This window comes from Kitasatospora sp. NPDC033851, from assembly GCF_055576085.1.
Map to the genome: position 1 here is coordinate 20650 of NZ_JBVIRL010000019.1, position 22315 is coordinate 42964.

Sequence of the window (22315 nt, forward strand, 5' to 3'; positions counted from 1 at the left end):
CGCGACCGGTCCGCCGTCAGCCGGCGGCCGGAGCGTCGTCCGGGGCTGCGGCCTCGTCCGGGGCCTCGGCCGGGGCGGCCAGATGGGCGAAGGCGGCCAGGTTGCGGGTGGACTCCCCGCGCTTGGTCCGCCACTCCCACTCGCGCCGGATCGCCGAGGCGAAGCCCAGCTCCAGCAGGGTGTTGAACGGCTCGTCCGCGTTCTCCAGCACCGTCCCGAGCAGCCGGTCCACGACCGCCGGGGTGAGCGCCTCCAGCGGCAGCCGGCCGGCCAGGTAGACGTCGCCGAGCGCGTCGATCGCGTACGCCACGCCGTACAGCTTGGTGTTGCGCTCCAGCAGGCGGCGGTAGACGGCCTCGTGGTTCTCGTCGGGGCGGCGGATCACGAAGGCGTTCACCGAGAGGGTGTGGTCGCCGACCCGCAGGGCGCAGGGGGTGCTCAGCTTCCGGGTGCCCGGGAGGGTCGCCACCAGCGTGTACGGGTCGGTGGCGGCCGGCTCCCAGGCCACCCCGGCGTCGTCCAGGGCGGTGCGCAGGAGGGTCAGGGCCTCGTCCTTGGTGCGGATTGCCATGGAGGCGACGTTACTCGGCGGTACCGGCCCGGCGCAGCCTCAGGTCGCTCGGTACGCGGCCTCAGGCCCGCCGTACGCGGCCCTCAGGTCGGTCGGCACGCGACCTCAGGCCCGCCGTACGCGGCCTCAGGTCAGCCGGCGCCGGGCGGCGGCCAGCCGACCGGCCGGGCGGGCCAGGCTGCCGGCGTACACCTCGGCGGTGGTCGCCGCGGCGGTGTCCCAGCCGAAAGCGGCCGCGTGCCGGGCCGCCGCCGCACCGCGCCGGGCCACCAGCGCCGGGTCGGTGACGTACGGCTCCAGCGCGTGCGACCAGTCCAGCGGGTCGTGGCCGCGCACCAGGCTGCCGGTCTCGCCGTCCCGCACCGCGACCGGCAAGCCGCCGACCGCGGCCGCCACGACCGGGGTGCCGCAGGCCTGCGCCTCCAGCGCGACCAGGCCGAAGGACTCGCTGTACGAGGGCATCACCAGGGCCGTCGCCGCGCGGTACCACTCGGCGAGCCGCTCCTGGCCGACCGGCGGGTGGAAGCGCACCACGTCGGAGATGCCGAGCTGGGCGGCGAGCTTGTGCAGGCTCTCCGGCCGGGCCAGCCCGGTGCCGGACGGGCCGCCGACGATCGGCACCACCAGGCGCTCGCGCAGCTCGGGGCGGCGGGCCAGCAGCGCGGCGACCGCCCGCAGCAGCACGTCCGGGGCCTTGAGCGGCTGGATCCGGCCGGCGAAGAGCAGCACGGCGGCGTCCTGCGGCAGGCCCAGGCGGGCCCGGGCGGCGGCCGTTGGCCGCGCTCCGTCGGGGCGGAAGACGTCCAGGTTGACCCCGGGGTGGACGACGGCCAGCTGGTCCGGCCGGGCGGCGTAGTGCAGAGCCAGCTCGGCGGCCTCCTCGGTGGTGTTGGCGATCAGCCGGTCGGCCGCCTCCACCACCTGGGTCTCGCCGATCACCCGGGCCGCGGGCTCGGGCGTGTCGCCCTCGGCCAGCGCGGCGTTCTTGACCTTCGCCATCGTGTGCATGGTGTGCACCAGCGGCACCCCCCAGCGCTGCGCGGCCAGCCAGCCGACCTGCCCGGAGAGCCAGTAGTGCGAGTGCACCAGGTCGTAGTGGCCGGGGCGGTGGCCCGCCTCCGTCCGCAGCACCCCGTGGGTGAAGGCACACAGCTGGGCCGGCAGGTCCTCCTTGACCAGGCCCTCGTACGGGCCAGCGGTGACGTGGCGGACCAGCACCCCCGGGGCCAGCTCGACCGTCGGGGCGTCGTCCGAACAGATCGCCCGGGTGAACACCTCGACCTCGATGTTGAGGTCGGCCAGGCGCTTCGCCAGCTCGACGATGTAGACGTTCATCCCGCCGGCGTCCCCGGTGCCGGGCTGGTGCAACGGCGAGGTGTGGACGCTCAGCATCGCTATCCGGCGCGGGCGGCGGCGGCCCGGGACGAGCGACTGGAGCCGGCCTCGCGCGGGCACGGCCGACTGGGCACGGCGTACCGACCGGGCGGGGTGCTGGATCACCTGGCTGAAGCCTCCTCTGTGCGGCCCGTCTAGGCGGTCCGCGCCGGGCCGCCCGTTGTCCGGTGTGCGCTGCCCGTGGTTGGCACACATCACCGCCAGTGTGCCAACCACGCGGGCGGCGTTCGGCATTCCCGGCCCGGCCCACGAACATCGCCGGCTCGGCGCACGGGCCTCGCCTGTCCGGCGCACGGGTCGGGCGGGCCGGCATCGTCCCAGGTCAGCACGGTGCCGCCGGCGCCCCGACTACCCTTCTGGGCATGGCTGCCTCCTTCGACCCCGCGACCGCCGCGCCCTCCCGTGGGCGGACCGGACGCCCGGTGGGGACCGTCACCCGGGGCACCACCAACACCAACCGGCTGCGCCGGATGGACCGCTGGATCGCCCACACCCTCGGCCGCGCGCTGCGCGCCGCCGAGCTCCCCCCGGTGGCGGTGGACCTCGGCTACGGCGCCGCGCCGTGGACGGCCGTCGAGCTCGCCGCGCGGCTGCGCGCGGTGCGGCCGGACGTCCGCGTGGTCGGGATCGAGATCGAACCGGAGCGGGTCGCGGCCGCGCTGCCGTACGCCGATCCGCCACGGCTCACCTTCCGGCGCGGCGGCTTCGAAGTACCGCTGGACGGCGGCGCGCCGGCCCGGCTGATCCGGGCGGCCAACGTGCTGCGGCAGTACGACGAGGCGGCGGTGGCCGGGGTCTGGGAGCGGCTGTGCGCGCGGCTCGCCCCGGACGGACTGCTGGTCGAGGGCACCTGCGACGAGATCGGGCGACGGCACGTCTGGGTCGCGCTCGGCCCGGAGGGGCCCCGGACGGTGACCTTCGCGGCCCGGCTGGGCGGCCTGGAACAGCCCTCCGACCTCGCCGAACGGCTGCCGAAGGCGCTGATCCACCACAACGTGCCGGGGCGGCCGGTGCACGCCTTCCTGGCCGACTTCGACCGGGCCTGGGCGGCGGCCGCGCCGTACGGGGCGTTCGGGGCGCGGCAGCGCTGGGTCGCGGCCTGCACGGCGCTGGCGGGCAGCTGGCCGCTGGTGGACGCGCGCGGGCGGTGGCGGCAGGGCGAGGTCACGGTGCCCTGGTCGGCGCTCGCGCCGTAGCCGGCGGGAACGGCCCTAGCCGCCCGCCCCGAGCCGCCGTGCGGGCGGTACCGGCGGCACGAGCGGGACGGGCGGGACGGGCGGTTCGGGCGGGAGCTGGTGAGCGACCCGACGCATTCACTCGAACGAGTTATCGAATATCTCTGGCGTGTTGACGCCCCGTCACGCGACGATGGACGCGACCGAGCGGCGACACCACACGCCGCTCGGTGCGCACCACGCCCAGCCCCGCCGTCAGCCGTTGTGTCGTCAGTCGTCCCGCCCGAGCAGCGCCTGTCGGGCCCGTTCGAACACCCCGTACATCTCCGACCCGAACAGCACGAACCGCACCTCCGCCAGCTCCGCGCCCGCCTCCGGGTCACCGCCGTCCAGCACCTCGGCGACGGTGCCCAGCGCGATCCGGGCCGCGTCCGCCGGCGGCCAGCCGTAGATCCCGGCCGACACGGCCGGGAAGGCCACCGTGCGCGCGCCCAGCTCCGCCGCGACGCGCAGCGACTCGCGATAGCAGGAGGCCAGCAGCTCCGCCCGCTCCTCGTACTCCTCCGCCCGATACACCGGCCCGACGGTGTGCACCACCCACCGGGCCGGCAGCCGTCCGGCCGTCGTCGCCACCGCGCGCCCGGTGGGCAGCCCCTTGCCCCAGTGCGAGGCGCGCAGCCGACGGCACTCCTCAAGGACCTGCGGTCCGCCCTTGCGGTGGATCGCGCCGTCGACTCCGCCGCCGCCCAGGAGGGACGAGTTCGCGGCGTTCACCACCGCGTCCACCTGCTGTTCCGTGATGTCACCCTCGACCAGGGTGATACGTGCCACCACCGTTTGCCCCCTTCTCCGCCCCGCACGGCAACCGCCGCGCCGGGCATCCCAGCCGTCATCCGAGTCCGATCACCACACCCCCACCGGCGTGGCAATAACCACAACGGCGCCGGTCGGCCAAAGAAATCCCCGGAGATCACGTTATGGTCGCGAGAAGTTCCCCGACGCACGGTGCCAGGCGGGCACTGCGGACGGACGTCGACCGTTACGCAGTCGGGGAAAGGGAGGAACCACCGATGCCCGCAACGGGAGACGGGCGGGCACCGGGTGCCGCGGACCTGCCGGGCGCCCACGGCGCCCCCGTCGGCCATGCCCGCAACCGCCTGGCCACGACCGGCCCGGCAACGGCGACTTCCCCGATACCCCACCCCCGCTCACAGGCGGCCCGGGCGGCGCACGCCGCCCACCCCTCCCACGTCGCCGAGGTGTCGCCGGGTGCAGGACCAGGCCCAGGACCGGGCCCAGGACCGGACAACGCCGCCGGCGCCGCGCCGCTCCGACTGCTGGTCATCGAGGACGACGCCTCGGACGCCCAGCTGATCAAGGCGGCGGTGGCCGACAGCGGCACCTCCATCGCGATCCAGTGGGCCCGCGGCCTCGACCAGGCCATCGCACTGCTGGCCTCCCCCGCGCACTCCGCCCGGCGCGGACGCTCCCGCGGCCCCGAGTTCGGCTGCGTGCTGCTCGACCTCGCCGCGCCCGCCGACCTCGCACACCCGTCCGACTCCTCCGACGGGCTGGAGGGCCTGCACGAACTGCTCCGCAGGGCCCCGCACATCCCCGTCGTGGTGCTCACCGACGCCGCCGGGGCCGAACTCGGCGCGGCCGCCGTCGCCGCCGGCGCCCAGGACTTCCTGATCAAGCACGAGACGGACGGCCCACTGCTGGCCCGCGCCCTGCGCTACGCCGTCGAACGCAAGCGCGCCGACGAGTCCCAGCGCCGTCTCGTCGAGGCCGAGCTGCGCGGCCAGGAGAACGCCCGCCTCCAGCGCCACCTGCTGCCCACCCCGCTGCTGGACGGCGCCGGGCTCTCCTTCACCCGCCGCTACCGCCCCGGCCGCCGCCGTGCCCTGCTCGGCGGCGACTTCTACGACGCCGTGCGCACCGACGACGGCACCGTCCACGTCGTGATCGGCGACGTCTGCGGCCACGGCCCGGACGAGGCCGCGCTCGGCGTCGCGCTCCGGATAGCGTGGCGCACCCTGGTCTTCGCGGGCCTCACCGGCGAGGCCCTGCTCACCACCCTCCAGCACGTGCTGGAGCACGAGCGGCGCAGCGACGAGATCTTCGCGACGCTCTGCATGCTCGTCATCGGCCCGGGTGGCACCGACAGCGACCTCGACTCGCTCGGCACCGGCGAGAAGGCCCGGCTCTACCTCGCCGGGCACCCGGCCCCGCTGCTCCTCGGCCGCGACCACGAGCCGGTCAGCCTGCCCGCCGACCTCGCCGGGCCCGCGCTCGGCCTGCTGCCGTGCCACGACGGGGAGGCCGCCTGGCCCGCCCACGAGGTCGAACTCCGGGCCGGCTGGCGGCTGTTGCTCTACACCGACGGCCTGATCGAGGGCCGGGTCGGGGCCGGGTCGCGCCGCCTGGGCCAGGACGGGCTCGCCGACCTGATCGGCGACCACCAGGCCGCCGGGCTGACCCGGGGGCGGCTCGTCGACAGCGCCATCGCCGAGGTCGAGGAGCTGAACGGCGGCGCGCTGACCGACGACGTCGCGGTACTGCTGCTGGAGCGCAACCCGGTGCAGCTGATCCTCGGCTGACAGCCGGGCAGGCTGACAGCCGAGCGGGTTGGCGGCCGAGCGGATGTGTGGGTGTGCGGATGTGCGGCGGCCCGGGCGGGGTGAACTCCCCGCCCGGGCCGCCGCGTTGTCCGCTGTCGCGCCTACCAGGGCCCGTACGGGCCGGTGTTGCTTCGGCCGCCGCCTCCGGTCAGTGCCCGGATCGCGGGGCGGACGTCCACCACGTAGACGATCGAGGCGACCAGACCGGCCAGGGTGCCAATGCCGGTGAAGAAGTTCACCCCGAACAGGAAATCCCAGCCGAAGGAGATCGCGAGGATCGCGATCCAGAACCCCTTGGTCTTCTTGTCCGCCGCCCGGTAGGCGTCCTCCCTGCGGGTGGCCGCGTCGACCAGGGCGAACAACTTGTAGGCCAGGATGGCGATCGTCGCCCACCAGATCGGGTTCAGGTAGGAAAAGGCCAGAATCTGGAGCACTCCGACCATCGCGATCTCCTCTGTCTCTCGACTCCCGGCGTTTCGACCGCCGCCCATCCTGGCACGGCGACCGTCCGCACCGGTGCCAACGTTCCGTGGTCACCGGATGTGCCCTCCAGGAAGGGCCTCACTCCGCGTTGCTACTCCGCGTCGGCGGAGGCCGCCTTCCGAGCACGGGCGGACTTCTTCGGCGCCGGCTCGGCGGCACCGTCCTCCACCGGCTCGGCCTCGACCGGCTCGACGTCGACCGGCTGCTCGGCCAGCTCGGCGGTCCCGGCCGGCGCGCTCGGGCGGGCCTTCTCCACCACGACCTTGCCGCGCTCGGCCAGCTCGTCGTACGCCTCCTTGGCCTTCACCGCCAGCTCGACCGCACGGCCCACCTGCTGCAGCGCGAAGCCCTGGGCCCGCTCCTGCAGGACCTTGAGGTCGGTGGGCAGGGCGGTGACGGCCTCGCCGACCTTGGCCGGCGCCCCGACCAGCAGCGACTGCGCCTCCTGGAGCCTGGCGGTGGCCTTCTCCTGCGTGCCCTTGCGGTCCGCTGCCAGCGCCTCGACCTTGCCCGGCACCTCGCGCAGCTTCTCGTACGCGAGGTCCCCGGCGCCGGCCAGGGCGTACAGCGGGGTCGGGTCGCTGAGGGTCTTCTTGATCTCGTCCGTGATCGGCATGGTTACCGGTCCTCCCGGTGAGGGTTCTGGGTGGCTGAGTCGTCGGTCGTCGCACCGGGGGCCGGAGCGGCGTTCTCCTTGAGGAAGGCGTCGTAGACCGCGAGCAGCGCCTGCTTCTGCTGCTCGTTGATCAGCGGATCGGCCAGGATCGAGGCCCGAAGTTCCAGGCCCTCGCCCCGCCGCTCCTCCAGGATCCCGGCCTGGACGTACAGCGTCTCCGCCGAGATCCGCAGCGCCTTGGCGATCTGCTGCAGGATCTCCGCGCTCGGCTTGCGCAGCCCGCGCTCGATCTGGCTGAGGTACGGGTTGGACACGCCGGCGGCCTCCGCCAGCTGCCGCAGCGAGTACTGCGCGTTGCGGCGCTGCTCCCGGATGTACTCGCCGAGCGAGCCGACGTTGAGTGAGGCCATGCGGACAGCCTGCAGCACCCTGCTTGCAAATGCAAGCAGGGTGCTAGCGGGAGCAAAGATGTGCCCACCCGTGGGCCAAGCAGCGCGAACTCTGGCCCTCCACGGCGCTCAGCCACCCGGGCGCAGGGCGTACTCGATGCGGTCGGTGCCGTCGGGCAGCTGCGCTCGAGGCGAGGGTATCGGCGGACGTGGGGGGCCTGTCGGAGCGCAGTGGCACACTCCCCAGCATGCAGATGATCGAAGCAATCGAGACAGTTCTGAAGGCGAACCATGGCGGGTACCCGGGCGAGTTCACGCTGGCAGGGCGGCTGTTGAGCCGCGGGGGGATCGCCGTGTGCGGGCTCGACGGTGCCGAGTTCTACACGTTCCCCGTCCTCGCCGACGGGCTGCACGAGGTGTACCTGGCGTACGAGTGGGACGACGAGCAGGGAGCCACCGTCTCCGCAGTCGCGCTGGTCGCCGGCGGTACCACCCCGCAGGCGCTGGCGGGTGCGAGCTGGGAGGAGGCGTCGGACGACGTCAACATGCTGAGTGACGGCGCGTCGGCGATCTACTCCAGCACCCCGGGCAACCTGGCCATCGGCGGGGCCCTCGGCCGGACCGCCGGCTTCGCGCAGGCCGACAACCCCCAGGCCCATGCCGTGGCCGAGTTCCGGGCGCAGCAGGAGAGCGGCTCCCGGACCCCCGTGCTCGACGTCGTCGTCGACCCGGACTGCGGCGCGAACTCCCTGGTCTTCCCCACCAGTTGCTTCACCTCGAACAGCATCCTGGTCGGTCAGGACGAGAGCGGCGCGGGCGTCGGGATCTTCTGGTCCAACTTCGACGGGTGACGTTCGACCGGTGCCGGGGCTCCCCGTCCTGCGCCAGGAATTCGAACGCGCGGCACAGCCCTGAGAAGCCTGCGACACCGAGCCGGACCGACTGCGCAGCGACGTCCGGATGGACGACGTGGCGCTCCGGTCGGGTCCGCCCGCACTCGCGGGCGGGGCCGGTCAGGCCAGGTGGGCGAGCAGCAGCTCGGTGAGCCGTTCGGGGGTCCGCAGCGGGAGGTAGTGGTCGGCGTCCGGGACGAGGCGGCCCCGGGCGCCGGGGATGTCGGCGGCGAGCCGCCGGGCGATCGCCGCGATCTCGGGGTGGTCCCGGTCGCCGTGGACGACCAGGGTGGGGACGGCGACCTCACCGAGGCGGGGTTCGGCGGGCCGCCCGGGCGTGCCGGTGAGGTGGCGCTCGCTGACGATGCGGCGAGCCGCGTTCTCCTCGACCATCGCCGCGATCAGCTCGCCGCCGGGCGCCGTCCGGCCCAGGGCGGCCCAGACGGACAGCTCCAGCTCGGCCAGGGCCGCCGCGTCGCCCCGTCGGCGGGCCTCGGCGTAGGCGGTGGTCTCCGGGGAGGGCAGCCAGTCGTGGCCGCTGACCGAGGCGCCGACCAGGCCGAGCGCGGTCACCCGGTCCGGATGGGCGAGGGCGAAGTCCAGCGCGGTCTCCCCGCCCATGCTGAGGCCGACCAGCGCGGCGCTCGCCAGGTCGAAGTGGTCCAGCACGGCACGCAGGTCCTCGACGTCGTCGAACGGCTGCTCCGGCTCGGTGGACCGGCCCAGGCCCCGGGCGTCGTAACGGATCACGTCGTGGTGGCTGGAGAGCTCCGGGAGGACGGCGTCCCACAGCCGGGAATCCATGCCGGAGCCGTGCAGCAGCACCACCGGGCTGCCGGCGCCGCCGCGCTCCGCCCACAACCCGCCTCCGCCGGGGGCGGGGACGTGGACCTCGGACACAGGACGACCGGTGTGCTGGCTCATCCGGCGATCCTCCCAGAGCCCCCGCAGGCAGGGGCTCGAGGACGACCTACGGGAGGCGGATGGGCATCAGGACGGAGAAGGTGCCCGCCCGGCCGGGGGTGCGGATGGCCAGCGGGGCGATGGGGCCGCCGAGTTCGAGCAGGAGCTGTTCGGGCCGACCGGCGTCGAGGGCGTCGAGGAGGAAGTCCCGGTTGACGGCCAGTCGGACCTCCTCGGGGGCCGGGTCGGCGGCGACGGCCAGCCGGCCGTCCCCGGTCAGGGTGAGGACGGTGACCTCGCAGTCGGCGCCGTGCGGGCCGGAGGGCAGGGTGCGGGTGGCGCCGCTCTCGACGGCGGCGCGCAGTTCGGCGGCCGGGAGGGTGATCCGGTGCTCCGGTTCGAGCCTGGTCAGGACTCGGTGGTCGGGGTAGTCGAAGTCCAGGGCGGCGCCCTCGATCCGGTGCCCGCCCGCCTCGGCGCGGACCAGGCCGCCGCCGAGGGTAAGGGTGACCTCGTCGGTCCCCGGGCCGAGCAGGGCGCGCAGCGCGTCCACCAGCGGGGTCGGGACGATCGTGCCGACTACCGGCTGCTCGGGCAGGTCTCCGGAGGCGGGCACCTCGGCGAAGGCCATCCGGTAGCGGTCGGTGGCGACCAGGCGCAGCACCGGGCCGTCCGGCTCGAACAGCACCCCGGCGAGGGCGGGCAGCTCGGGGTCGCCGCAGACCGCGAAGCGGACCGCGTCCAGGGCGGCGGCCAGGCCGTCGGCCGGGATGGTGAGGCTCGGGACGGTAAGGCTCGGGGCAGCGAGGCGGCGGTCGGCGGGGTCGGCGGGGTCGGCGGTCATCGGTTGCTCCCTCTGGTCGATCATCGCGTGGATCAGGGAGAGCTCGCGGCGGGCGTCGGCGAGGCCGTCCTCCAGGCGCCGCAGGTGCGCGTCGAGCACCCGGCCGGCCTCGCCGCTGCCGGGCGCGGCGCCGAGCACGGCGCGGATGCCGGCCAGCGGCAGGCCGACCCGGCGCAACCGGGCCAGCAGCCGGGCGTCGGCGAGCTGGCCGGGGCGGTACCAGCGGTAGCCGGTGTGCGGGTCGACCCAGGCGGGGGTGAGCACCTCGGCGCCGTCGTAGTAGCGCAGGGTGCCGACGCCGAGGCCGCTGGCGCGGGCCAGCTCGCCGATGCTGTGCAGCTCGCTCTCCATGCCGTGACTGTGTGGGCTCGACCTGGTCGAGGGTCAAGCCCGCTCGAGGCCGCCGGGGTCGGAGGCGGGGGCGCCACCGGGGTCGGAGGCGGAGGCGGCACCGGCGTCGGGGGCGGGGGCGAGGTCAAGGTCGGCGAGGTGGGTGAGCTTCTGCGGGTTGCGGACGGCGCGGATCGCGGAGATCAGGAGCGTGCCGTCCGGTCCCTCGACGAAGTCGAGCACGGAGACGGAGTCGACCGCGCCGTCCACGGTGATCAGCAGGCCGGGTTCGCCGTTGACCAGGACCGGGCGGGCGACAGCGCCCTCGCCCAGCTGCCGGAGCACGCCGAGGGTGAAGCGGGCCACGTTCTCGGCGCCGGTGACCGGCCGCAGCGCGGCGCGGATCACGCCGCCGCCGTCGCTCCAGGTGGTGACGTCGGGGGCGAGCAGTTCGAGCATCCGGTTGAGGTCGCCGCCGACGCAGGCCGCCAGGAACTCGTCGGTGGCGCGGCGGCGCAGCTCGGGCGGGGCGTCGTAGCGGGGCCGGCGGGCGCGGACGTGTGCCCGGGCCCGGCTGCCGACCTGGCGGCAGGCCGTCTCGGTGCGGTCCAGGGCTTCGGCGATCTCCAGGTAGGAGAAGCCGAAGGCCTCCTTGAGGACGAACACCGCCCGTTCCAGCGGGGACAGGCTCTCCAGCATCACCAGCAGGGCGAGCGAGACGGTCTCGGCGCGCTCGACGCCGTCGGTCGCGTCCGGCTCGGTGACCAGCGGCTCGGGCAGCCACGGGCCGACGTAGGACTCGCGGCGGACGGCGGCCGAGTCCAGCCGGTTGAGGGCGAGGTTGGTGACCGTACGGGCCAGGAAGCCGCCGGGGCTGGCGACCGGCCCGGTGACCCCGCTCCAGCGCAGCCAGGTGTCCTGGACCAGGTCCTCGGCGTCGGCGACGCTGCCGAGCATCCGGTAGGCGATGCCGAAGACCATCCGCCGGTGCTGCTCGAAATCGGCGAGACGGGTGTCGGAGGTGTCGGTCACCTTCGGGACGCTACCGCACAGTAGGCGCCGGGGTTCGGCGCCTGGTGCAACGCCCGGTTCGGCGCCTGGTTCAACGCCCGGTTCAGCTGCGGAAAGTGTCGTAGGCGGGGGCGAGCAGGACGGCGAGGTCGCGGCCGTGCGCGGTGATGCCGGAGCGGCCGAGGCGGTGCGGCGAGGGTTCGTCCGGCTCTTCCTCCGGCGCCTCGGGGCGCAGGGTGAAGTCGCCGCGCCAGTAGGCGGCGACGTTGACCATCGTGGGCTTCGGCTCTTCGCTCATGCGTCCTCCTCGGCCACGGCGTCCTCCCGGGTGAGGGCGACCAGTTCGCGCAGTGCGTCGACGGGCAGGTCGGTGAGCCACTGTTCCCCCTCCCCCACCACCGTCTCGGCCAACGACCTTTTGGCGGCGAGGAGTTCGTCGATCCGCTCCTCGACGGTGCCGACGCAGACCAGGCGGCGGACCTGGACGTCCCGGCGCTGGCCGATCCGGAAGGCGCGGTCGGTGGCCTGCTCCTCGACCGCCGGGTTCCACCAACGGTCCAGGTGGATCACCTGGTTGGCGGCGGTCAGGTTGAGGCCGGTGCCTCCGGCCCGCAGCGACAGCAGGAACACCCGTGGCCCGTCCGGGGACTGGAAGCGCTCGACCAGTTCCTCGCGGCGCGCCCGGGACAGGCCGCCGTGCAGGTAGAGCACCTCCTCGCCGAGCCGCCGCTCCAGGTACGGGCGGAGCATCGTGCCGAACTCGGCGTACTGGGTGAAGACCAGCGTCCGGTCGCCCTCCGCCAGCGCCTCCTCCAGCAGCTCGGCCAGCCGGGCGACCTTGCCCGAGCGCTCACCCAACGCCGAGCCGTCGTGCAGCAGTTGGGCCGGGTGGTTGCAGGCCTGCTTGAGCTTGCCGATCGCGGCCAGCACCGTGCCGCGCCGCTCCACGCCCCGGATCCCCTCGACCCGGCGCAGCAGGTCGGCGACCACGGCCTGGTAGAGGCCCGCCTGCTCGGCGGTCAGGTTGCACCAGACGGTCATCTCCTGCTTCGCGGGCAGGTCGGCCGCCACCGCCGGGTCGGACTTGAGCCGGCGCAGCACGAACGGGGCGGTGCGGCGCCGGAGTTCGGCGGTGCGTTCGGGGCTGCGGTGCAGTTCGACCGGGATCGCGTAGCGCTCCTTGAAGCGCTCGGCCGAGCCGAGCAGGCCGGGGTTGGCGAAGTCCAGGACGGCGTGCAGTTCGGAGAGCCGGTTCTCCACCGGGGTGCCGGTGAGTGCGACCCGGTGTCGGGTGACGGGCAGCGCGCGGATCGCCCGGGACTGCGCGGTGCCGGTGTTCTTGATGTGCTGGGCCTCGTCGGCGACCACCCGGCGCCAGCGGATCACCCGCAGGGCGGCGAGGTCGCGCTGGACCAGCCCGTAGGTGGTGATGACGAGGTCCGTTTCCCGTACGGCTTCGGCGAGTTGCTCCTCGCCCAGGCGGCCGGAGCCGTGGTGGACGTACCGTCGCAGGGCGGGGGCGAAGCGTTCGGCCTCGCGCTGCCAGTTGCCGACCAGGGACATCGGGCAGACCACCAGGGTCGGGCCGGTGGCTCCGAGAGCTCTTTCGGTGGCCAGCAGGGCGAGGGTCTGGACGGTCTTGCCGAGGCCCATGTCGTCGGCCACCACGGCGCCGAGGCCGAGCCCGGACATCGTCCGCAGCCAGGCCAGTCCGCGTTCCTGGTACGGGCGCAGCACGGCCCGGAAGTCCGGCGGCAGCTCCGGGGCGGGAGCGGCGTCGGTGCGCCCGGCGAGCAGATCGCCGAGCGGGCCGTCCGCGTGGACGGACGTCACCGGCAGTCCGGCGACCGAGGCCTGCGGGTCGAGGGCGAGCCGCAGCAGGTCCGCGGGGGCCAGCACGCCGTCGCGCCGGTCGGCGAGGAAGGCGAGCGCGGCGGCGATCTGCGCCGGGTCGGCCTCCAGCCAGGTGCCGCGCACCCGCACCAGGCCCTGCTTGGCGGCGGCCAGTTCGGCCAGCTCCTGTTCGGTGAGCGGGGCGCCGTCCGGGCCGAGCGCGGCCTGCCAGCGGAAGGCGACCACGGCGTCCCGGTCCACCTGGCTCGCGACCGCGAGCGAGCCGGGCGCGGGCGGGGTGGTGGCGCGCAGGGCGAGCCCGAGGCGGGGGCGGCGGCGCCACCAGGCGGGCAGCAGCACACCGAAGCCGCCCTCGGCGAGCGCGGGCGCGGCGGTGCGCAGGAAGTCCAGCGCGCCCGCCCGGTCCAGCGGCAGGGCGGACGGGCGGGAGCGGTGGCGCAGCCCGTCCAGGATGGGCCAGCGATGGGCGGCGCGGGCGAGTTCGGCGACCAGAACGTCGACCGGGTCGGCGGCCTGGCCGGCGGCCTTGCGGGCGAGGGCGGCGTGCGCGGCGCCGCCCTCGTGCAGGTCGGCGGCGCGGATCAGCAGGGACGGCTCGTCCACGGCCTGGAGCAGGAACTCCAGTTGCCAGGCGTCGTCGGAGGGGCGGCCATCGGGGTCGTCGGGGTCGGGGCCGAGCGGCTCGACCAGGCGGAAGCAGAGCCGCAGCGCGGGGTCGGTGGGCTCGGCGACGGCGCACCAGGCGGCGACCCGGCGGCGCAGCTCGGCGAAGTCCTCGGGCGGGACGTCGCCGAGGAGGCCGTCGGGGGTGGTGAGGGCGTGCAGCCAGCGCTCGGCGACGGCCTCCCCGGGTGCGGACGCGGGCGCGACCCCGAGGGCGGACACGGGTGCGACCCCGGGTGCGGAACCGGATACGGCCCCGGGTGCGGCCCCGGCCTTGACCGGAAAGGCGGGCGGGGCGGTGGCCAGGGCGGCGCGGGCCTCGGCGTCCACCAGCGCGCCCAGCACGGCGCCCAGCAGCGCCTCCCCGGTACCGGCGCCGTGCGGCCGCTCCCCCAGCAGGACGGGCGGGCAGCCGGCGGCCAGTGCGGCGGCCTCGCGGCGCCCGGCCGGGGTGGGGTCCGGTCGCCAGCGGGCCTGCGGGCGGCCGTCGGCGAGGACGGGCTGTGGCAGCACCCGGCCCCGGCCGACCGTCCGCCAGGCGAGGTCGTGCACCCCCGTGAGCCAGCGCAGCGAGGGGCCGTGGACGACCTCGACGCGCCCGGCGCCGGGCAGGTCGGTGTCGGTGACGGCCCAGTGCGGGTCGAAGACCTCGCCGAGCAGCTGGGCGGCGGCCCCGGCGTCGAAGAGCAGCGCCGGTACCCGCCAGGGGGTGAGCACGGCGCCGCCGCGCGGCGGGGTGACCGGCAGGTCGGGCGAGGGCGCGGGGACGGCGCCGATGGTGGGCAGCAGCAGGGTGGCCCAGCGTTCGGGGGCCTGCCCGGCGAGCCAGCCGAGGCCCGGGCCGATGCCGCCGAGCACGATGGCCAGCTCACCGGCCGGGCAGGCGTAGGGGTGGGCCCGGGGGGCGGCCCGGTCGGGCGGGGCGGGCCGGTCCGTCGGCGGTTCGGCGGTGCCGGGGTGGGCGCGGGCGTCCTCGGCCCAGAGCGCCAGCTGCCCGTCCGTCCGCCAGAGCGCGTGCAGGACGAACATCGGGGGCCTTCCGGGCGGGTGGGAACCGGTCCTTCGCAGCCTAGTCGGGAGGGCTGACAGGCGGGTCCGCTGAGCCGTTCGGGGGATCCTCGAAGCTTGTGGTTGAAATTTGAACGAAAGAGTCCTACGCTGGAGCCAACAAGTTGAAGCCTAAACAAATGGCTTCGGACCCGAGGAGGAGCCATGGGCCTTTTCAACCGCACCAAGACCACCGACGTCCCCGCCACCACCGCCGTCCAGACGCCGGCCGGCCCCGACCTCGCCCACCTCACCGGCGACTGGGCGATCGACACCACGCACAGCGAGATCGGCTTCTCGGTGCGCCACGCCATGGTGACCAACATCAAGGGCCGCTTCACCGAGTACGACGGCAAGCTGCACCTGGACGGCAGCGCCCCGGGCAACTCCTCGGCCGAGCTGGTGATCAAGGTCGCGAGCGTCGACACCAACCAGGCCCAGCGCGACGAGCACCTGCGCACCGGTGACTTCTTCGCCACGGAGACCCACCCGGAGATCCGCTTCCGCAGCGCCTCCGCCGAGCCGCTCGGCGACGACGCCTACCGGATGACCGGCGAGCTCACCATCAAGGGCACCACCCGCCCGGTCGTCCTGGACCTCGAGTACACCGGCAGCGCCACCGACGCGTACGGCGCCCAGCGGGTCGGCTTCGAGGGCAAGGCCGTCGTCGACCGCACCGACTTCGGGCTGACCTACAACGCGGCGCTGGAGACCGGCGGCGTACTGATCGGCGAGAAGGTCAAGCTCAGCTTCGACATCTCCGCCGTCAAGGCCTCCTGACCCGGACACCCCGCGAGGCGGGCCCGAACCCGCCCCCCGTACGCCGCCCCTGCCCATCCCCCCTGGGCAGGGGCGGTTTCGTCGCAACGCTCCGTTACCCGGCGACCGGGAGCAGCGCCGCGTCCGCCTCCGGCAGCCAGCTGCCCGGCGGGCGGCGCAGCCAGCCCTCGGCCGCGCCCAGTCCGGCCGCCGCGTCGGCCAGCGCGCGCAGCCCCGGATGGCGCTCGCCGGGCCGGTGCACCAGGCTGACCAGGCTCAGCGGCACCGGGTCCACCAGCGGCACGTTCACCGTGCCGGGGATCCTAGGCCCGCCGACCGTGGTCAGCATCGGATCGCCGTGCCGGGCGAGGTAGCGGGCGGTCTCGTCCACGCCCACCGGGGGGACGTACGGGTCGGCCGCCGTCAGGCCGTGCTCGCGCAGCAGCCGGGCGCCGAGATCGGCCCACTCGGTGGTGGCCGGGTTGCCCGCGCAGATGTCGACGGGGTGACCGGCCAGCTCGGCCGGGCGTAGTGCCGGGCGGCCGGCCAGCGGGTGGGTGTCCGCCATCATCACCGAGATCCGCTCCAACCGCACCGGCAACTGGACGAGTTGGGCGCGCACCGGGGCGGGCAGCCCGGCGAAGCGGCCGAACGAGGCGTCCAGCCGGTGGGCCAGCAGTTCGGCGGCGGCCGCGGCGAGGCCGCCGTGGAAGCGGGCCAGCAGCTCACCCTCGGGCCAGGCGGCGCGGGCCCGTCCGAGCACCCGGTCGGCGGTGAGGTCCGGGCCGGTGACGTCGCTGTTGAGGTCGAGCAGCAGCGGCCGGGCGGCGGCTCCGGTCCCGGCCTCGGTGAGGATCTCGTCGTGCAGGGCGAGGAGTCGGCGGACCCGGGGCAGCAGCCGCTGTCCGGCCGGAGTGAGGTCGACGCTGCGGGTGGTGCGGGTGAACAGCGTGGTGCCGAGCAGCCCCTCCAGGGTCCGGATGTCCCGGCTGAGTGCCTGCTGGGCGATGTGCAGCCGCTCGGCGGTCCGGCCGAAGTGCAGGGTCTCGGCGGTCGCGACGAAGCCGCGGAGCAGGCGGGGGTGCAGGTCACGGGGCATGGGCGGCAGATTAACAACAGCGCGTTGTCAGTGCGGCGGAACAGGTGTTGGACGGCGGCCCGCCACCACGGCGAGGCTGTCGGACGTCCCCCCTTCTTCCTTCCCAGGAGCCCGCTTGCCCTCGCGCGCCCTCATCGCTTCCCACTCCTACTCCTACCGGCGGCTGTTCGCGGCCCCCGGCGCCCTCGCCTTCACCCTGGCTGGGCTGCTCGGCCGGCTCGCGCTGTCGATGACCGGCGTCTCGCTGGTGGTGCTGCTCTCCGAGCGGCGCGGCTCGTACGGGCTGGCCGGGACGGTCTCGGCGGCCGGGCTGGTCACCGGCGCGATCGGGATGCCACTGATCGGCCGCCTGGTGGACCGGTACGGGCAGACGCGGGTGACGGTACCGGCCGCGCTGTACAACGCCGTCCCGCTCACCGCCCTGCTGCTCTGCGTCCGGTTCGACGCACCGGACTGGACGCTGTACCTGAGCAACGCGGCCTGCGCCGCCGCACCCAACCTCGGCGGCATGGCCCGCTCCCGCTGGGCGCACCTGTACCGGGACGACCCGGCCGCCCGGCACCTGGCCAACTCCTTCGAGCAGGCGCTGGACGAACTCTGCTTCATGGCCGGGCCGGTGCTCGCGATGCTGCTCTGCACCACGCTCGCCCCGGAGGCCGGGCTGCTCACCGCCGGCACGCTCGGCACCACCGGCGCCCTGCTGTTCGCCGCCCAGCGGCGCACCGAACCGCCGCTTCCCGCCCCCTCGACGAAGGCGCGGACGTCGGCCGGGCAGCGGCACGGTTCCCCGCTGGGGGTGCCCGGGCTGCGGGTGCTGGTGCTGACCTTCCTGGCGACCGGCATGGTCTTCGGCGCGACCGAGATCACCACCGTGGCGTACGCCGACGCGCACGGGCACAAGGCGGCGGCCGGCGTGCTGCTGGCCCTTTTCGCGGCCGGATCCTGCGTGGCGGGGCTGCTGTTCGGACTGCTGACACCACGTCGGGCGCCGGGCACGCGCTTCCTGATCGGGGCGTCGGCGATGGCCGGGGTGCTGCTGCTGCCGCTCGCCGCCGGGCTGGGCGGAGCCGGCCTCGGGGTGCTCGGGCTGGGGCTGTTCGCCGCCGGCACGGCCACCGCGCCGACCATGGTGACCGGGATGACGCTGGTCCAGGAACTGCTGCCGCAGCGCCAGTTCAACGAGGGCATGGCGATGGCGGTGTCCGGCATCGTGGTCGGCATCTCGGCCGGTGCGGCGCTTGCCGGGACGCTCGCCGAACAGGCCGCCCCCGGCACCGGCTACGCGCTTCCGGCCACGGCCGCCGCGCTCGCGCTGCTGATCGCGCTGGCCGGACGGCGGCACCTGACGGTGCGCAAGGCCACGGCAGCCGGGCGGGCACAGCAGGAACAGCAGGAACAGCAGGCGCTGGGGGCACAGCAGGCACAGCGGGCGCCGGAAAATTCCGAGCGCGTTGTCAGTGCCTCGGTCTAACTTCGAGGCATGGCGGAAATCACCTACGTCCGAGGCGATGCCACCACGCCGCTCGGCAAGGGCGTGAAGGTGATCGCGCACATCTGCAACGACCTCGGCGGCTGGGGCAAGGGCTTCGTGCTCGCGCTCTCCAGACGCTGGCCCGAGCCCGAGTCCGCGTACAGACGCTGGCACCGGGAGCGGGCGAAGAACGACTTCGGCCTCGGCGCCCTGCAGTTGGTGCAGGTGGAGCCGTACGTCTGGGTGGCCAACCTGGTCGGCCAGCGCGGCATCCGGACCGGGCGCTCCACCGGGGTGCCGGTGCGGTACGAGGCCATCGACACCGGCCTGGCCGCGCTGGGCGACCGCGCGCTCGAACTCGGCGCCTCCGTCCACATGCCGCGGCTCGGCTGCGGACTGGCGGGCGGGCGCTGGGCGAAGGTCGAGCCGCTGGTCACCGCCCGACTGACGGCGCGTGGTGTGCCGGTGACCGTCTACGACGTCGACTGACCGACCCCGGCTCCGGCTCTGAGCCACATCCGGCTCGGGCCACATCCGGCTCGGGCCACGTCCGGCTCGGGGCCACTCCCGACCGGTCTAGGACTCCGACCGGCCCGGCCAGGCGTACACGTACTCGGGCAGCAGGAACCCGCCCGGAAAAACGCCCTCCTGTGCCCGGACCCGCACGGCGCCCTCGCGCTCGTAGAAGGCGACCGCGCGGGTGTTGTCGCGCAGCACCTCCAGGAAGAGCTCGGCCCCGGGGTGCCGCTCGGCGACGAAGACATGCGCTGCGGCCAGCAGCGCGTGGCCGATGCCGCCGCTGGTCAGGCCGGGGCGCACGTGCAGGTTGTCGATCAGCACCCGGCCGTCCGGCTGCGGGACGAGGTAGATGAAGCCGGCCGTCTCCCCGTCCCGTTCGGCGACCAGCAGCTCGGGCGTGTTCTCCGGCTCGCCGTAGTCCGCGTCCAGGCGCAGCTGCCACAGTTCGCGCCGCTGGGCGATCATCCCGTCGCCGAGCGCCTCCTCCGGGACGATGCCCCGGTAGGTGGTGCGCCAACTGCGGGCGTGCAGCTCGGCGATGGACTCGGCGTCCTGCGCGCCACCCCGCCGGATAACGGTCTGCCCTGAACTGATCATGTGACCAGCCTCCCACAGAGATGAGTTGAACATGTTCAACCGAAGCGTCTACAGTTCTGCCAAGCTTTTGAACGTGTTCGAATCACGGGGGGTGGCGGGCGTGGCACCGGGTGCGGAGGGGGCATCCGGTGCCACGAACACCGACACCGGCTGGAGCCTCGTCTCCGGCTAGGCTCGTGCCCGTGGACGACCTGGCAGCGACGAACCGAACGGACGGCGAGAACGGTGCGACCGAGGCTTCGGCCGCACCCGGCGCGGAGGGCGGGCCCATGCCCGGCGGCCGGGCGCAGCCGAAGACCGACAAGAGTGAGGCGACCCGGGCGCTGATCCTGGAGACGGCCATGCGGCTGTTCCAGGAACGGGGCTACGAGAAGACCACCATGCGCGCGATCGCCACCGAGGCGGGCGTCTCGGTGGGCAACGCCTACTACTACTTCTCGGCGAAGGAATTCCTGATCCAGGGGTTCTACGACCGGATGACCTACGACCACGCGGCCGACGCCAAACGCCGCATGGCCCACACCCGGGACTTCTCCGAGCGGCTGCAGATCGCGCTGGACTCCTGGCTCGACACGGCCGCGCCGTACCACGAGTTCTCCGCGCAGTTCTTCCGCACCGCCGCCGATCCGACCAGCTCGTTGAGCCCGTTCTCCAACGAGTCCCACCCGGCGCGGGCGACGGCCGTCGAACTGTTCCGCGAGGTCCTGCAGGGCTCGGAACTGGCGCCCAAGCTGGACGCCGAACTGGTCGAGCTGCTGCCCGACGTGCTGTGGCTGCACCTGATGATCGTGGTGCTCTACTGGGTCTTCGACCGCACCCCGGACACCGAGCGGACCAGGGAGTTCGTGCGGCGCTCGACGCCGCTGGCGGCCCGGGTGATCAACCTGTCGCGCTACCGGGTCTTCCGGCCGATCGTCCGCGACGCCAAGGGTCTGATCCAGGACTTCATCCTGCCGACCATCGGCAAGACGGCGGTCAAGTAGCGCCCGAGGGAAGCGACTCGGACGCGCCGGAGGCCGGCCCCGCAGTGGGGCCGGCCTCCGGCGCGTCCGGGCGGAGCCAGGCAGAGCCAGGCAGGTTCGCGTGGCTCAGAAGATGTCCGGGTTCCAGGCCTGCAGCGGGGCGCGCAGCAGCAGGTCCGCGGCGGCCGCCGCACCCGGGCGCAGCTCGGTGACCAGTGCGGCCGCAGCCAGCCTCGGGGCGGTCTCCGTGCCGAGGTAGAGCGAGCCCAACTCCGAGGCTCCGAGGGCGAGGTCGGCGTCTTCCCCGGTGCGGGTGCAGCGGCCGGTGCCGTCCGCGGCGACCTCGAGCGCCCAACGGCCGGACGCGAAGCCGAGCTTGTCATCGACCTCCAGCACCACCCGGCCGGGGGCGCCGTACGTCCGGGCGCCGAACGCGGCCTCGACGTCCAGCACCCGCAGCCAGGTGAAGTCGGAGCTCTCCTCGTGCGGGGTGACCGCGCGCCGGTCCCGGAGCAGCAGCGGCAGCGGCTCGTCCGGGGAGGCGTTGGGCATCGCGATCCTGGCCACCCAGTCGACGGACAGCAGGAAGCGCCAGAGCTCGATCGTGGTGGGCAGGTCGAGAGCGGTGAACTCCTCGACGGTGAGTGTGGAGTCGGGGTAGTCACCGTCCCACTTGCCGTCGATCCGGTAGGCCACCAGGCCGGTGACCGTGCCGTCGGCGTCCCGGTGGACGGCCGCGAACGGCTCCTTGAAGTCGAAGCCCGGCACCTGGACCTCACCGGTGGCGCGCTGCCACCACAGCTTGTCGCGGTCGATCGCGCCCGGTTGGGTGCGCCGCCAGCGCTCGTGCAGGCCGGGCCCGAGCTCGCGCACCTCCGCCATCGTCACGAGGTCGATCCGGCCGCCGGGCACGCCCGGCAGCCCCTCGCGCAGGCCCCGGGCGCGGCGCAGGTCGACGCGCAGGCCTGCGCACCGGGTGGCCGGGCCGAAGCCGAACCGGCCGTAGATGCCGTACTCGGCGGCGATCAGGATGGCGACGGCCGTGCCGCGTTCGGCGGCGGCCGCGAGGTCCCGGCGGATCATCGTGCTGAGCAGGCCCCGGCGCCGGTGGGTGGCGCTGACCGTGACGTGGCTGATGGCGTCGGCCGTGATCACGGCCCCGCCTGGGACGGTCAACTCGGCGTCGTAGCTGCGGAAGGTGGCGATCTGGCGGTCGCCGTCGAAGCCGGCCAGCATCCGGCCCGGCTCCCACTGCCGGCGGCGCACCTCCGCCGCGCTGGCCACGTGCGGACGCAGGAAGCCACAGGTCAGCGCGCGGTCCCAGGCCGCCACCTCGTCCTCGGCAACCGCCCGTACCCGAAGCCCGTTCACGGTGTCGACGGCCGTGTGATCGATGCTGTTGCCCATGGGGCCACCGTACGGCGGCCCTCCGGCAGCGGCACCTGATTAATCCGTACCCGACGCTGATCCGTACCCGACGTCAGTCCGTGCCCGCCCCGAGGTGCTTCCCCGGGACCACCACCCAGTGGTTGGTCCGCAGGACGCGGCCCGCGAAGCCCAGGTCCCGCTCGCCGAGCAGCCGGAAGCCGAGCGCCCGGCAGATCCCGTTGGACGGGCCGTTGCCCGTCCCCGGGTTGGCGTGCACCTCGCCCCAGCGGCCGTCCTCGGCGGCGGCGTCCAGCACCCGGCGGACGGCCGCCTTGGCCAGCCCGCGGCCCTGGTACTCGGGCAGCACCATCCAGCCGATCTCGGAGACCGTCCGGCCGTCCTCCTCGCCCGACCAGAGGTTGACCGTGCCCGCGACCTCGCCGTCCTCGGTGCCGTCCGGGACGATCATCCTGGCCCAGTAGCGGTCCGCCGCCGCCTCGACCACGTCCTTGCGCAGCCGCTCCTCCACCCGCTCCCGGGGCAGCGGCCCGCCCAACTCGGCCATCATCACCGGGTCGCAGCGCATCCGGACGTACGCCTCGACATCCCCTGCCCGAACATCGCGCAACAGCATGACGCCTCCTCAGTACGGTCGGCTCACCACGGTCGAGCGTCCACGCTAACGCCGACCACCGACACTGGTGTGGGGGCGCCCTTCCTGCCACCATCCTCGTGCCGGTTCAGG

At 74.4% G+C, this 22315-nt stretch carries 22 protein-coding genes; 7 read left to right on the forward strand and 15 right to left on the reverse strand.

Going from position 1 to position 22315, the window contains the following annotated elements; genetic code table 11:
* Positions 1 to 16: 16 nt before the first annotated feature.
* Both ACZ51D_RS30015 and mshA read right to left on the reverse strand, forming a co-directional pair.
* Entirely contained in the window at positions 17 to 571 is a 555-nt protein-coding gene (locus tag ACZ51D_RS30015) for a type III secretion system chaperone family protein (protein WP_360495899.1), read from the reverse strand.
* Between the two features lie 126 nt (positions 572 to 697).
* Complete coding sequence (mshA, locus tag ACZ51D_RS30020) at positions 698 to 2071, reverse strand: D-inositol-3-phosphate glycosyltransferase (RefSeq protein WP_465664010.1); 1374 nt, start codon at positions 2069 to 2071, stop codon at positions 698 to 700.
* 257 nt (positions 2072 to 2328) lie between these two features.
* Here mshA and ACZ51D_RS30025 point away from each other — a divergent pair, with 257 nt between their 5' ends.
* On the forward strand, positions 2329 to 3162 hold the full coding sequence (locus ACZ51D_RS30025; protein WP_465625325.1) for a methyltransferase domain-containing protein: 834 nt from the start codon (positions 2329 to 2331) through the stop codon (positions 3160 to 3162).
* Between the two features lie 249 nt (positions 3163 to 3411).
* Here ACZ51D_RS30025 and ACZ51D_RS30030 read toward each other — a convergent pair whose 3' ends face one another.
* Positions 3412 to 3972 carry an O-acetyl-ADP-ribose deacetylase gene (locus ACZ51D_RS30030; protein WP_465664061.1) on the reverse strand — a complete coding sequence of 187 codons (561 nt, stop codon included), beginning with the start codon at positions 3970 to 3972 and terminating at the stop codon, positions 3412 to 3414.
* A 239-nt stretch (positions 3973 to 4211) separates the two neighbouring features.
* Here ACZ51D_RS30030 and ACZ51D_RS30035 point away from each other — a divergent pair, with 239 nt between their 5' ends.
* On the forward strand, positions 4212 to 5741 hold the full coding sequence (locus tag ACZ51D_RS30035) for a PP2C family protein-serine/threonine phosphatase (protein WP_465625323.1): 1530 nt from the start codon (positions 4212 to 4214) through the stop codon (positions 5739 to 5741).
* A 122-nt stretch (positions 5742 to 5863) separates the two neighbouring features.
* On the opposite strand, the gene ACZ51D_RS30040 is transcribed toward ACZ51D_RS30035, so the two are convergent.
* From ACZ51D_RS30040 to ACZ51D_RS30050, 3 genes are all read right to left on the reverse strand, one after another.
* Positions 5864 to 6205 (reverse strand): DUF2516 family protein, encoded by a 342-nt coding sequence (locus ACZ51D_RS30040; RefSeq protein WP_360495912.1) that lies wholly within the window; start codon positions 6203 to 6205, stop codon positions 5864 to 5866.
* 131 nt (positions 6206 to 6336) lie between these two features.
* A complete protein-coding gene (locus ACZ51D_RS30045; protein WP_465625321.1) occupies positions 6337 to 6861 on the reverse strand; it encodes a hypothetical protein in 525 nt (174 codons plus the stop codon).
* Between the two features lie 2 nt (positions 6862 to 6863).
* Positions 6864 to 7271, reverse strand: coding sequence for a helix-turn-helix domain-containing protein (locus ACZ51D_RS30050; RefSeq protein ID WP_465625319.1), 408 nt, complete (start codon positions 7269 to 7271; stop codon positions 6864 to 6866).
* Between the two features lie 227 nt (positions 7272 to 7498).
* Between ACZ51D_RS30050 and ACZ51D_RS30055 the strand changes: the two genes are divergently transcribed.
* Positions 7499 to 8101 carry a hypothetical protein gene (locus ACZ51D_RS30055; RefSeq protein WP_465625317.1) on the forward strand — a complete coding sequence of 201 codons (603 nt, stop codon included), beginning with the start codon at positions 7499 to 7501 and terminating at the stop codon, positions 8099 to 8101.
* Between the two features lie 162 nt (positions 8102 to 8263).
* Here the strand turns inward: ACZ51D_RS30055 and ACZ51D_RS30060 are convergent, their stop codons facing one another.
* From ACZ51D_RS30060 to ACZ51D_RS30080, 5 genes are all read right to left on the reverse strand, one after another.
* Positions 8264 to 9067: an alpha/beta fold hydrolase gene (locus ACZ51D_RS30060; protein ID WP_465664011.1), complete on the reverse strand. Its 804-nt coding sequence runs from the start codon at positions 9065 to 9067 to the stop codon at positions 8264 to 8266.
* 46 nt (positions 9068 to 9113) lie between these two features.
* Complete coding sequence (locus tag ACZ51D_RS30065) at positions 9114 to 10241, reverse strand: DNA polymerase III subunit beta family protein (protein ID WP_465625313.1); 1128 nt, start codon at positions 10239 to 10241, stop codon at positions 9114 to 9116.
* A gap of 33 nt (positions 10242 to 10274) precedes the next feature.
* A complete protein-coding gene (locus tag ACZ51D_RS30070; RefSeq protein ID WP_465664012.1) occupies positions 10275 to 11252 on the reverse strand; it encodes an RNA polymerase sigma-70 factor in 978 nt (325 codons plus the stop codon).
* A gap of 82 nt (positions 11253 to 11334) precedes the next feature.
* Entirely contained in the window at positions 11335 to 11529 is a 195-nt protein-coding gene (locus tag ACZ51D_RS30075; RefSeq protein WP_465625309.1) for a hypothetical protein, read from the reverse strand.
* A complete protein-coding gene (locus ACZ51D_RS30080; protein ID WP_465664013.1) occupies positions 11526 to 14777 on the reverse strand; it encodes a DEAD/DEAH box helicase in 3252 nt (1083 codons plus the stop codon). Before ACZ51D_RS30080 ends, ACZ51D_RS30075 begins: the two co-directional genes overlap by 4 nt.
* A 183-nt stretch (positions 14778 to 14960) precedes the next feature.
* Here ACZ51D_RS30080 and ACZ51D_RS30085 point away from each other — a divergent pair, with 183 nt between their 5' ends.
* On the forward strand, positions 14961 to 15575 hold the full coding sequence (locus ACZ51D_RS30085) for a YceI family protein (protein ID WP_465664015.1): 615 nt from the start codon (positions 14961 to 14963) through the stop codon (positions 15573 to 15575).
* Positions 15576 to 15669: 94 nt separating this feature from the next.
* Here the strand turns inward: ACZ51D_RS30085 and ACZ51D_RS30090 are convergent, their stop codons facing one another.
* On the reverse strand, positions 15670 to 16653 hold the full coding sequence (locus ACZ51D_RS30090) for a LysR family transcriptional regulator (RefSeq protein ID WP_465664016.1): 984 nt from the start codon (positions 16651 to 16653) through the stop codon (positions 15670 to 15672).
* A gap of 115 nt (positions 16654 to 16768) precedes the next feature.
* Between ACZ51D_RS30090 and ACZ51D_RS30095 the strand changes: the two genes are divergently transcribed.
* On the forward strand, positions 16769 to 18124 hold the full coding sequence (locus ACZ51D_RS30095; RefSeq protein WP_465664017.1) for an MFS transporter: 1356 nt from the start codon (positions 16769 to 16771) through the stop codon (positions 18122 to 18124).
* Between the two features lie 9 nt (positions 18125 to 18133).
* Positions 18134 to 18613 carry a macro domain-containing protein gene (locus ACZ51D_RS30100; RefSeq protein ID WP_360495947.1) on the forward strand — a complete coding sequence of 160 codons (480 nt, stop codon included), beginning with the start codon at positions 18134 to 18136 and terminating at the stop codon, positions 18611 to 18613.
* Positions 18614 to 18700: 87 nt separating this feature from the next.
* Here ACZ51D_RS30100 and ACZ51D_RS30105 read toward each other — a convergent pair whose 3' ends face one another.
* Positions 18701 to 19240, reverse strand: coding sequence for a GNAT family N-acetyltransferase (locus ACZ51D_RS30105; protein ID WP_465625300.1), 540 nt, complete (start codon positions 19238 to 19240; stop codon positions 18701 to 18703).
* Positions 19241 to 19422: 182 nt separating this feature from the next.
* Here ACZ51D_RS30105 and ACZ51D_RS30110 point away from each other — a divergent pair, with 182 nt between their 5' ends.
* On the forward strand, positions 19423 to 20223 hold the full coding sequence (locus ACZ51D_RS30110; protein ID WP_360495953.1) for a TetR/AcrR family transcriptional regulator: 801 nt from the start codon (positions 19423 to 19425) through the stop codon (positions 20221 to 20223).
* Between the two features lie 105 nt (positions 20224 to 20328).
* Here ACZ51D_RS30110 and ACZ51D_RS30115 read toward each other — a convergent pair whose 3' ends face one another.
* Positions 20329 to 21609: a GNAT family N-acetyltransferase gene (locus ACZ51D_RS30115; RefSeq protein WP_465664018.1), complete on the reverse strand. Its 1281-nt coding sequence runs from the start codon at positions 21607 to 21609 to the stop codon at positions 20329 to 20331.
* Positions 21610 to 21682: 73 nt separating this feature from the next.
* Positions 21683 to 22204 (reverse strand): GNAT family N-acetyltransferase, encoded by a 522-nt coding sequence (locus ACZ51D_RS30120; protein WP_360495959.1) that lies wholly within the window; start codon positions 22202 to 22204, stop codon positions 21683 to 21685.
* Positions 22205 to 22315: the final 111 nt, after the last annotated feature.

Coding starts and splice junctions, on each gene's coding strand:
- ACZ51D_RS30015 (WP_360495899.1), bottom strand. CDS start 571: ATGGCAATCCGCACCAAGGACGAGGCCCTGACCCTCCTGCGCACCGCC.
- ACZ51D_RS30025 (WP_465625325.1), top strand. CDS start 2,329: ATGGCTGCCTCCTTCGACCCCGCGACCGCCGCGCCCTCCCGTGGGCGG.
- ACZ51D_RS30035 (WP_465625323.1), top strand. CDS start 4,212: ATGCCCGCAACGGGAGACGGGCGGGCACCGGGTGCCGCGGACCTGCCG.
- ACZ51D_RS30040 (WP_360495912.1), bottom strand. CDS start 6,205: ATGGTCGGAGTGCTCCAGATTCTGGCCTTTTCCTACCTGAACCCGATC.
- ACZ51D_RS30045 (WP_465625321.1), bottom strand. CDS start 6,861: ATGCCGATCACGGACGAGATCAAGAAGACCCTCAGCGACCCGACCCCG.
- ACZ51D_RS30050 (WP_465625319.1), bottom strand. CDS start 7,271: ATGGCCTCACTCAACGTCGGCTCGCTCGGCGAGTACATCCGGGAGCAG.
- ACZ51D_RS30055 (WP_465625317.1), top strand. CDS start 7,499: ATGCAGATGATCGAAGCAATCGAGACAGTTCTGAAGGCGAACCATGGC.
- ACZ51D_RS30060 (WP_465664011.1), bottom strand. CDS start 9,067: ATGAGCCAGCACACCGGTCGTCCTGTGTCCGAGGTCCACGTCCCCGCC.
- ACZ51D_RS30065 (WP_465625313.1), bottom strand. CDS start 10,241: ATGGAGAGCGAGCTGCACAGCATCGGCGAGCTGGCCCGCGCCAGCGGC.
- ACZ51D_RS30075 (WP_465625309.1), bottom strand. CDS start 11,529: ATGAGCGAAGAGCCGAAGCCCACGATGGTCAACGTCGCCGCCTACTGG.
- ACZ51D_RS30080 (WP_465664013.1), bottom strand. CDS start 14,777: ATGTTCGTCCTGCACGCGCTCTGGCGGACGGACGGGCAGCTGGCGCTC.
- ACZ51D_RS30085 (WP_465664015.1), top strand. CDS start 14,961: ATGGGCCTTTTCAACCGCACCAAGACCACCGACGTCCCCGCCACCACC.
- ACZ51D_RS30090 (WP_465664016.1), bottom strand. CDS start 16,653: ATGCCCCGTGACCTGCACCCCCGCCTGCTCCGCGGCTTCGTCGCGACC.
- ACZ51D_RS30100 (WP_360495947.1), top strand. CDS start 18,134: ATGGCGGAAATCACCTACGTCCGAGGCGATGCCACCACGCCGCTCGGC.
- ACZ51D_RS30105 (WP_465625300.1), bottom strand. CDS start 19,240: ATGATCAGTTCAGGGCAGACCGTTATCCGGCGGGGTGGCGCGCAGGAC.
- ACZ51D_RS30115 (WP_465664018.1), bottom strand. CDS start 21,609: ATGGGCAACAGCATCGATCACACGGCCGTCGACACCGTGAACGGGCTT.
- ACZ51D_RS30120 (WP_360495959.1), bottom strand. CDS start 22,204: ATGCTGTTGCGCGATGTTCGGGCAGGGGATGTCGAGGCGTACGTCCGG.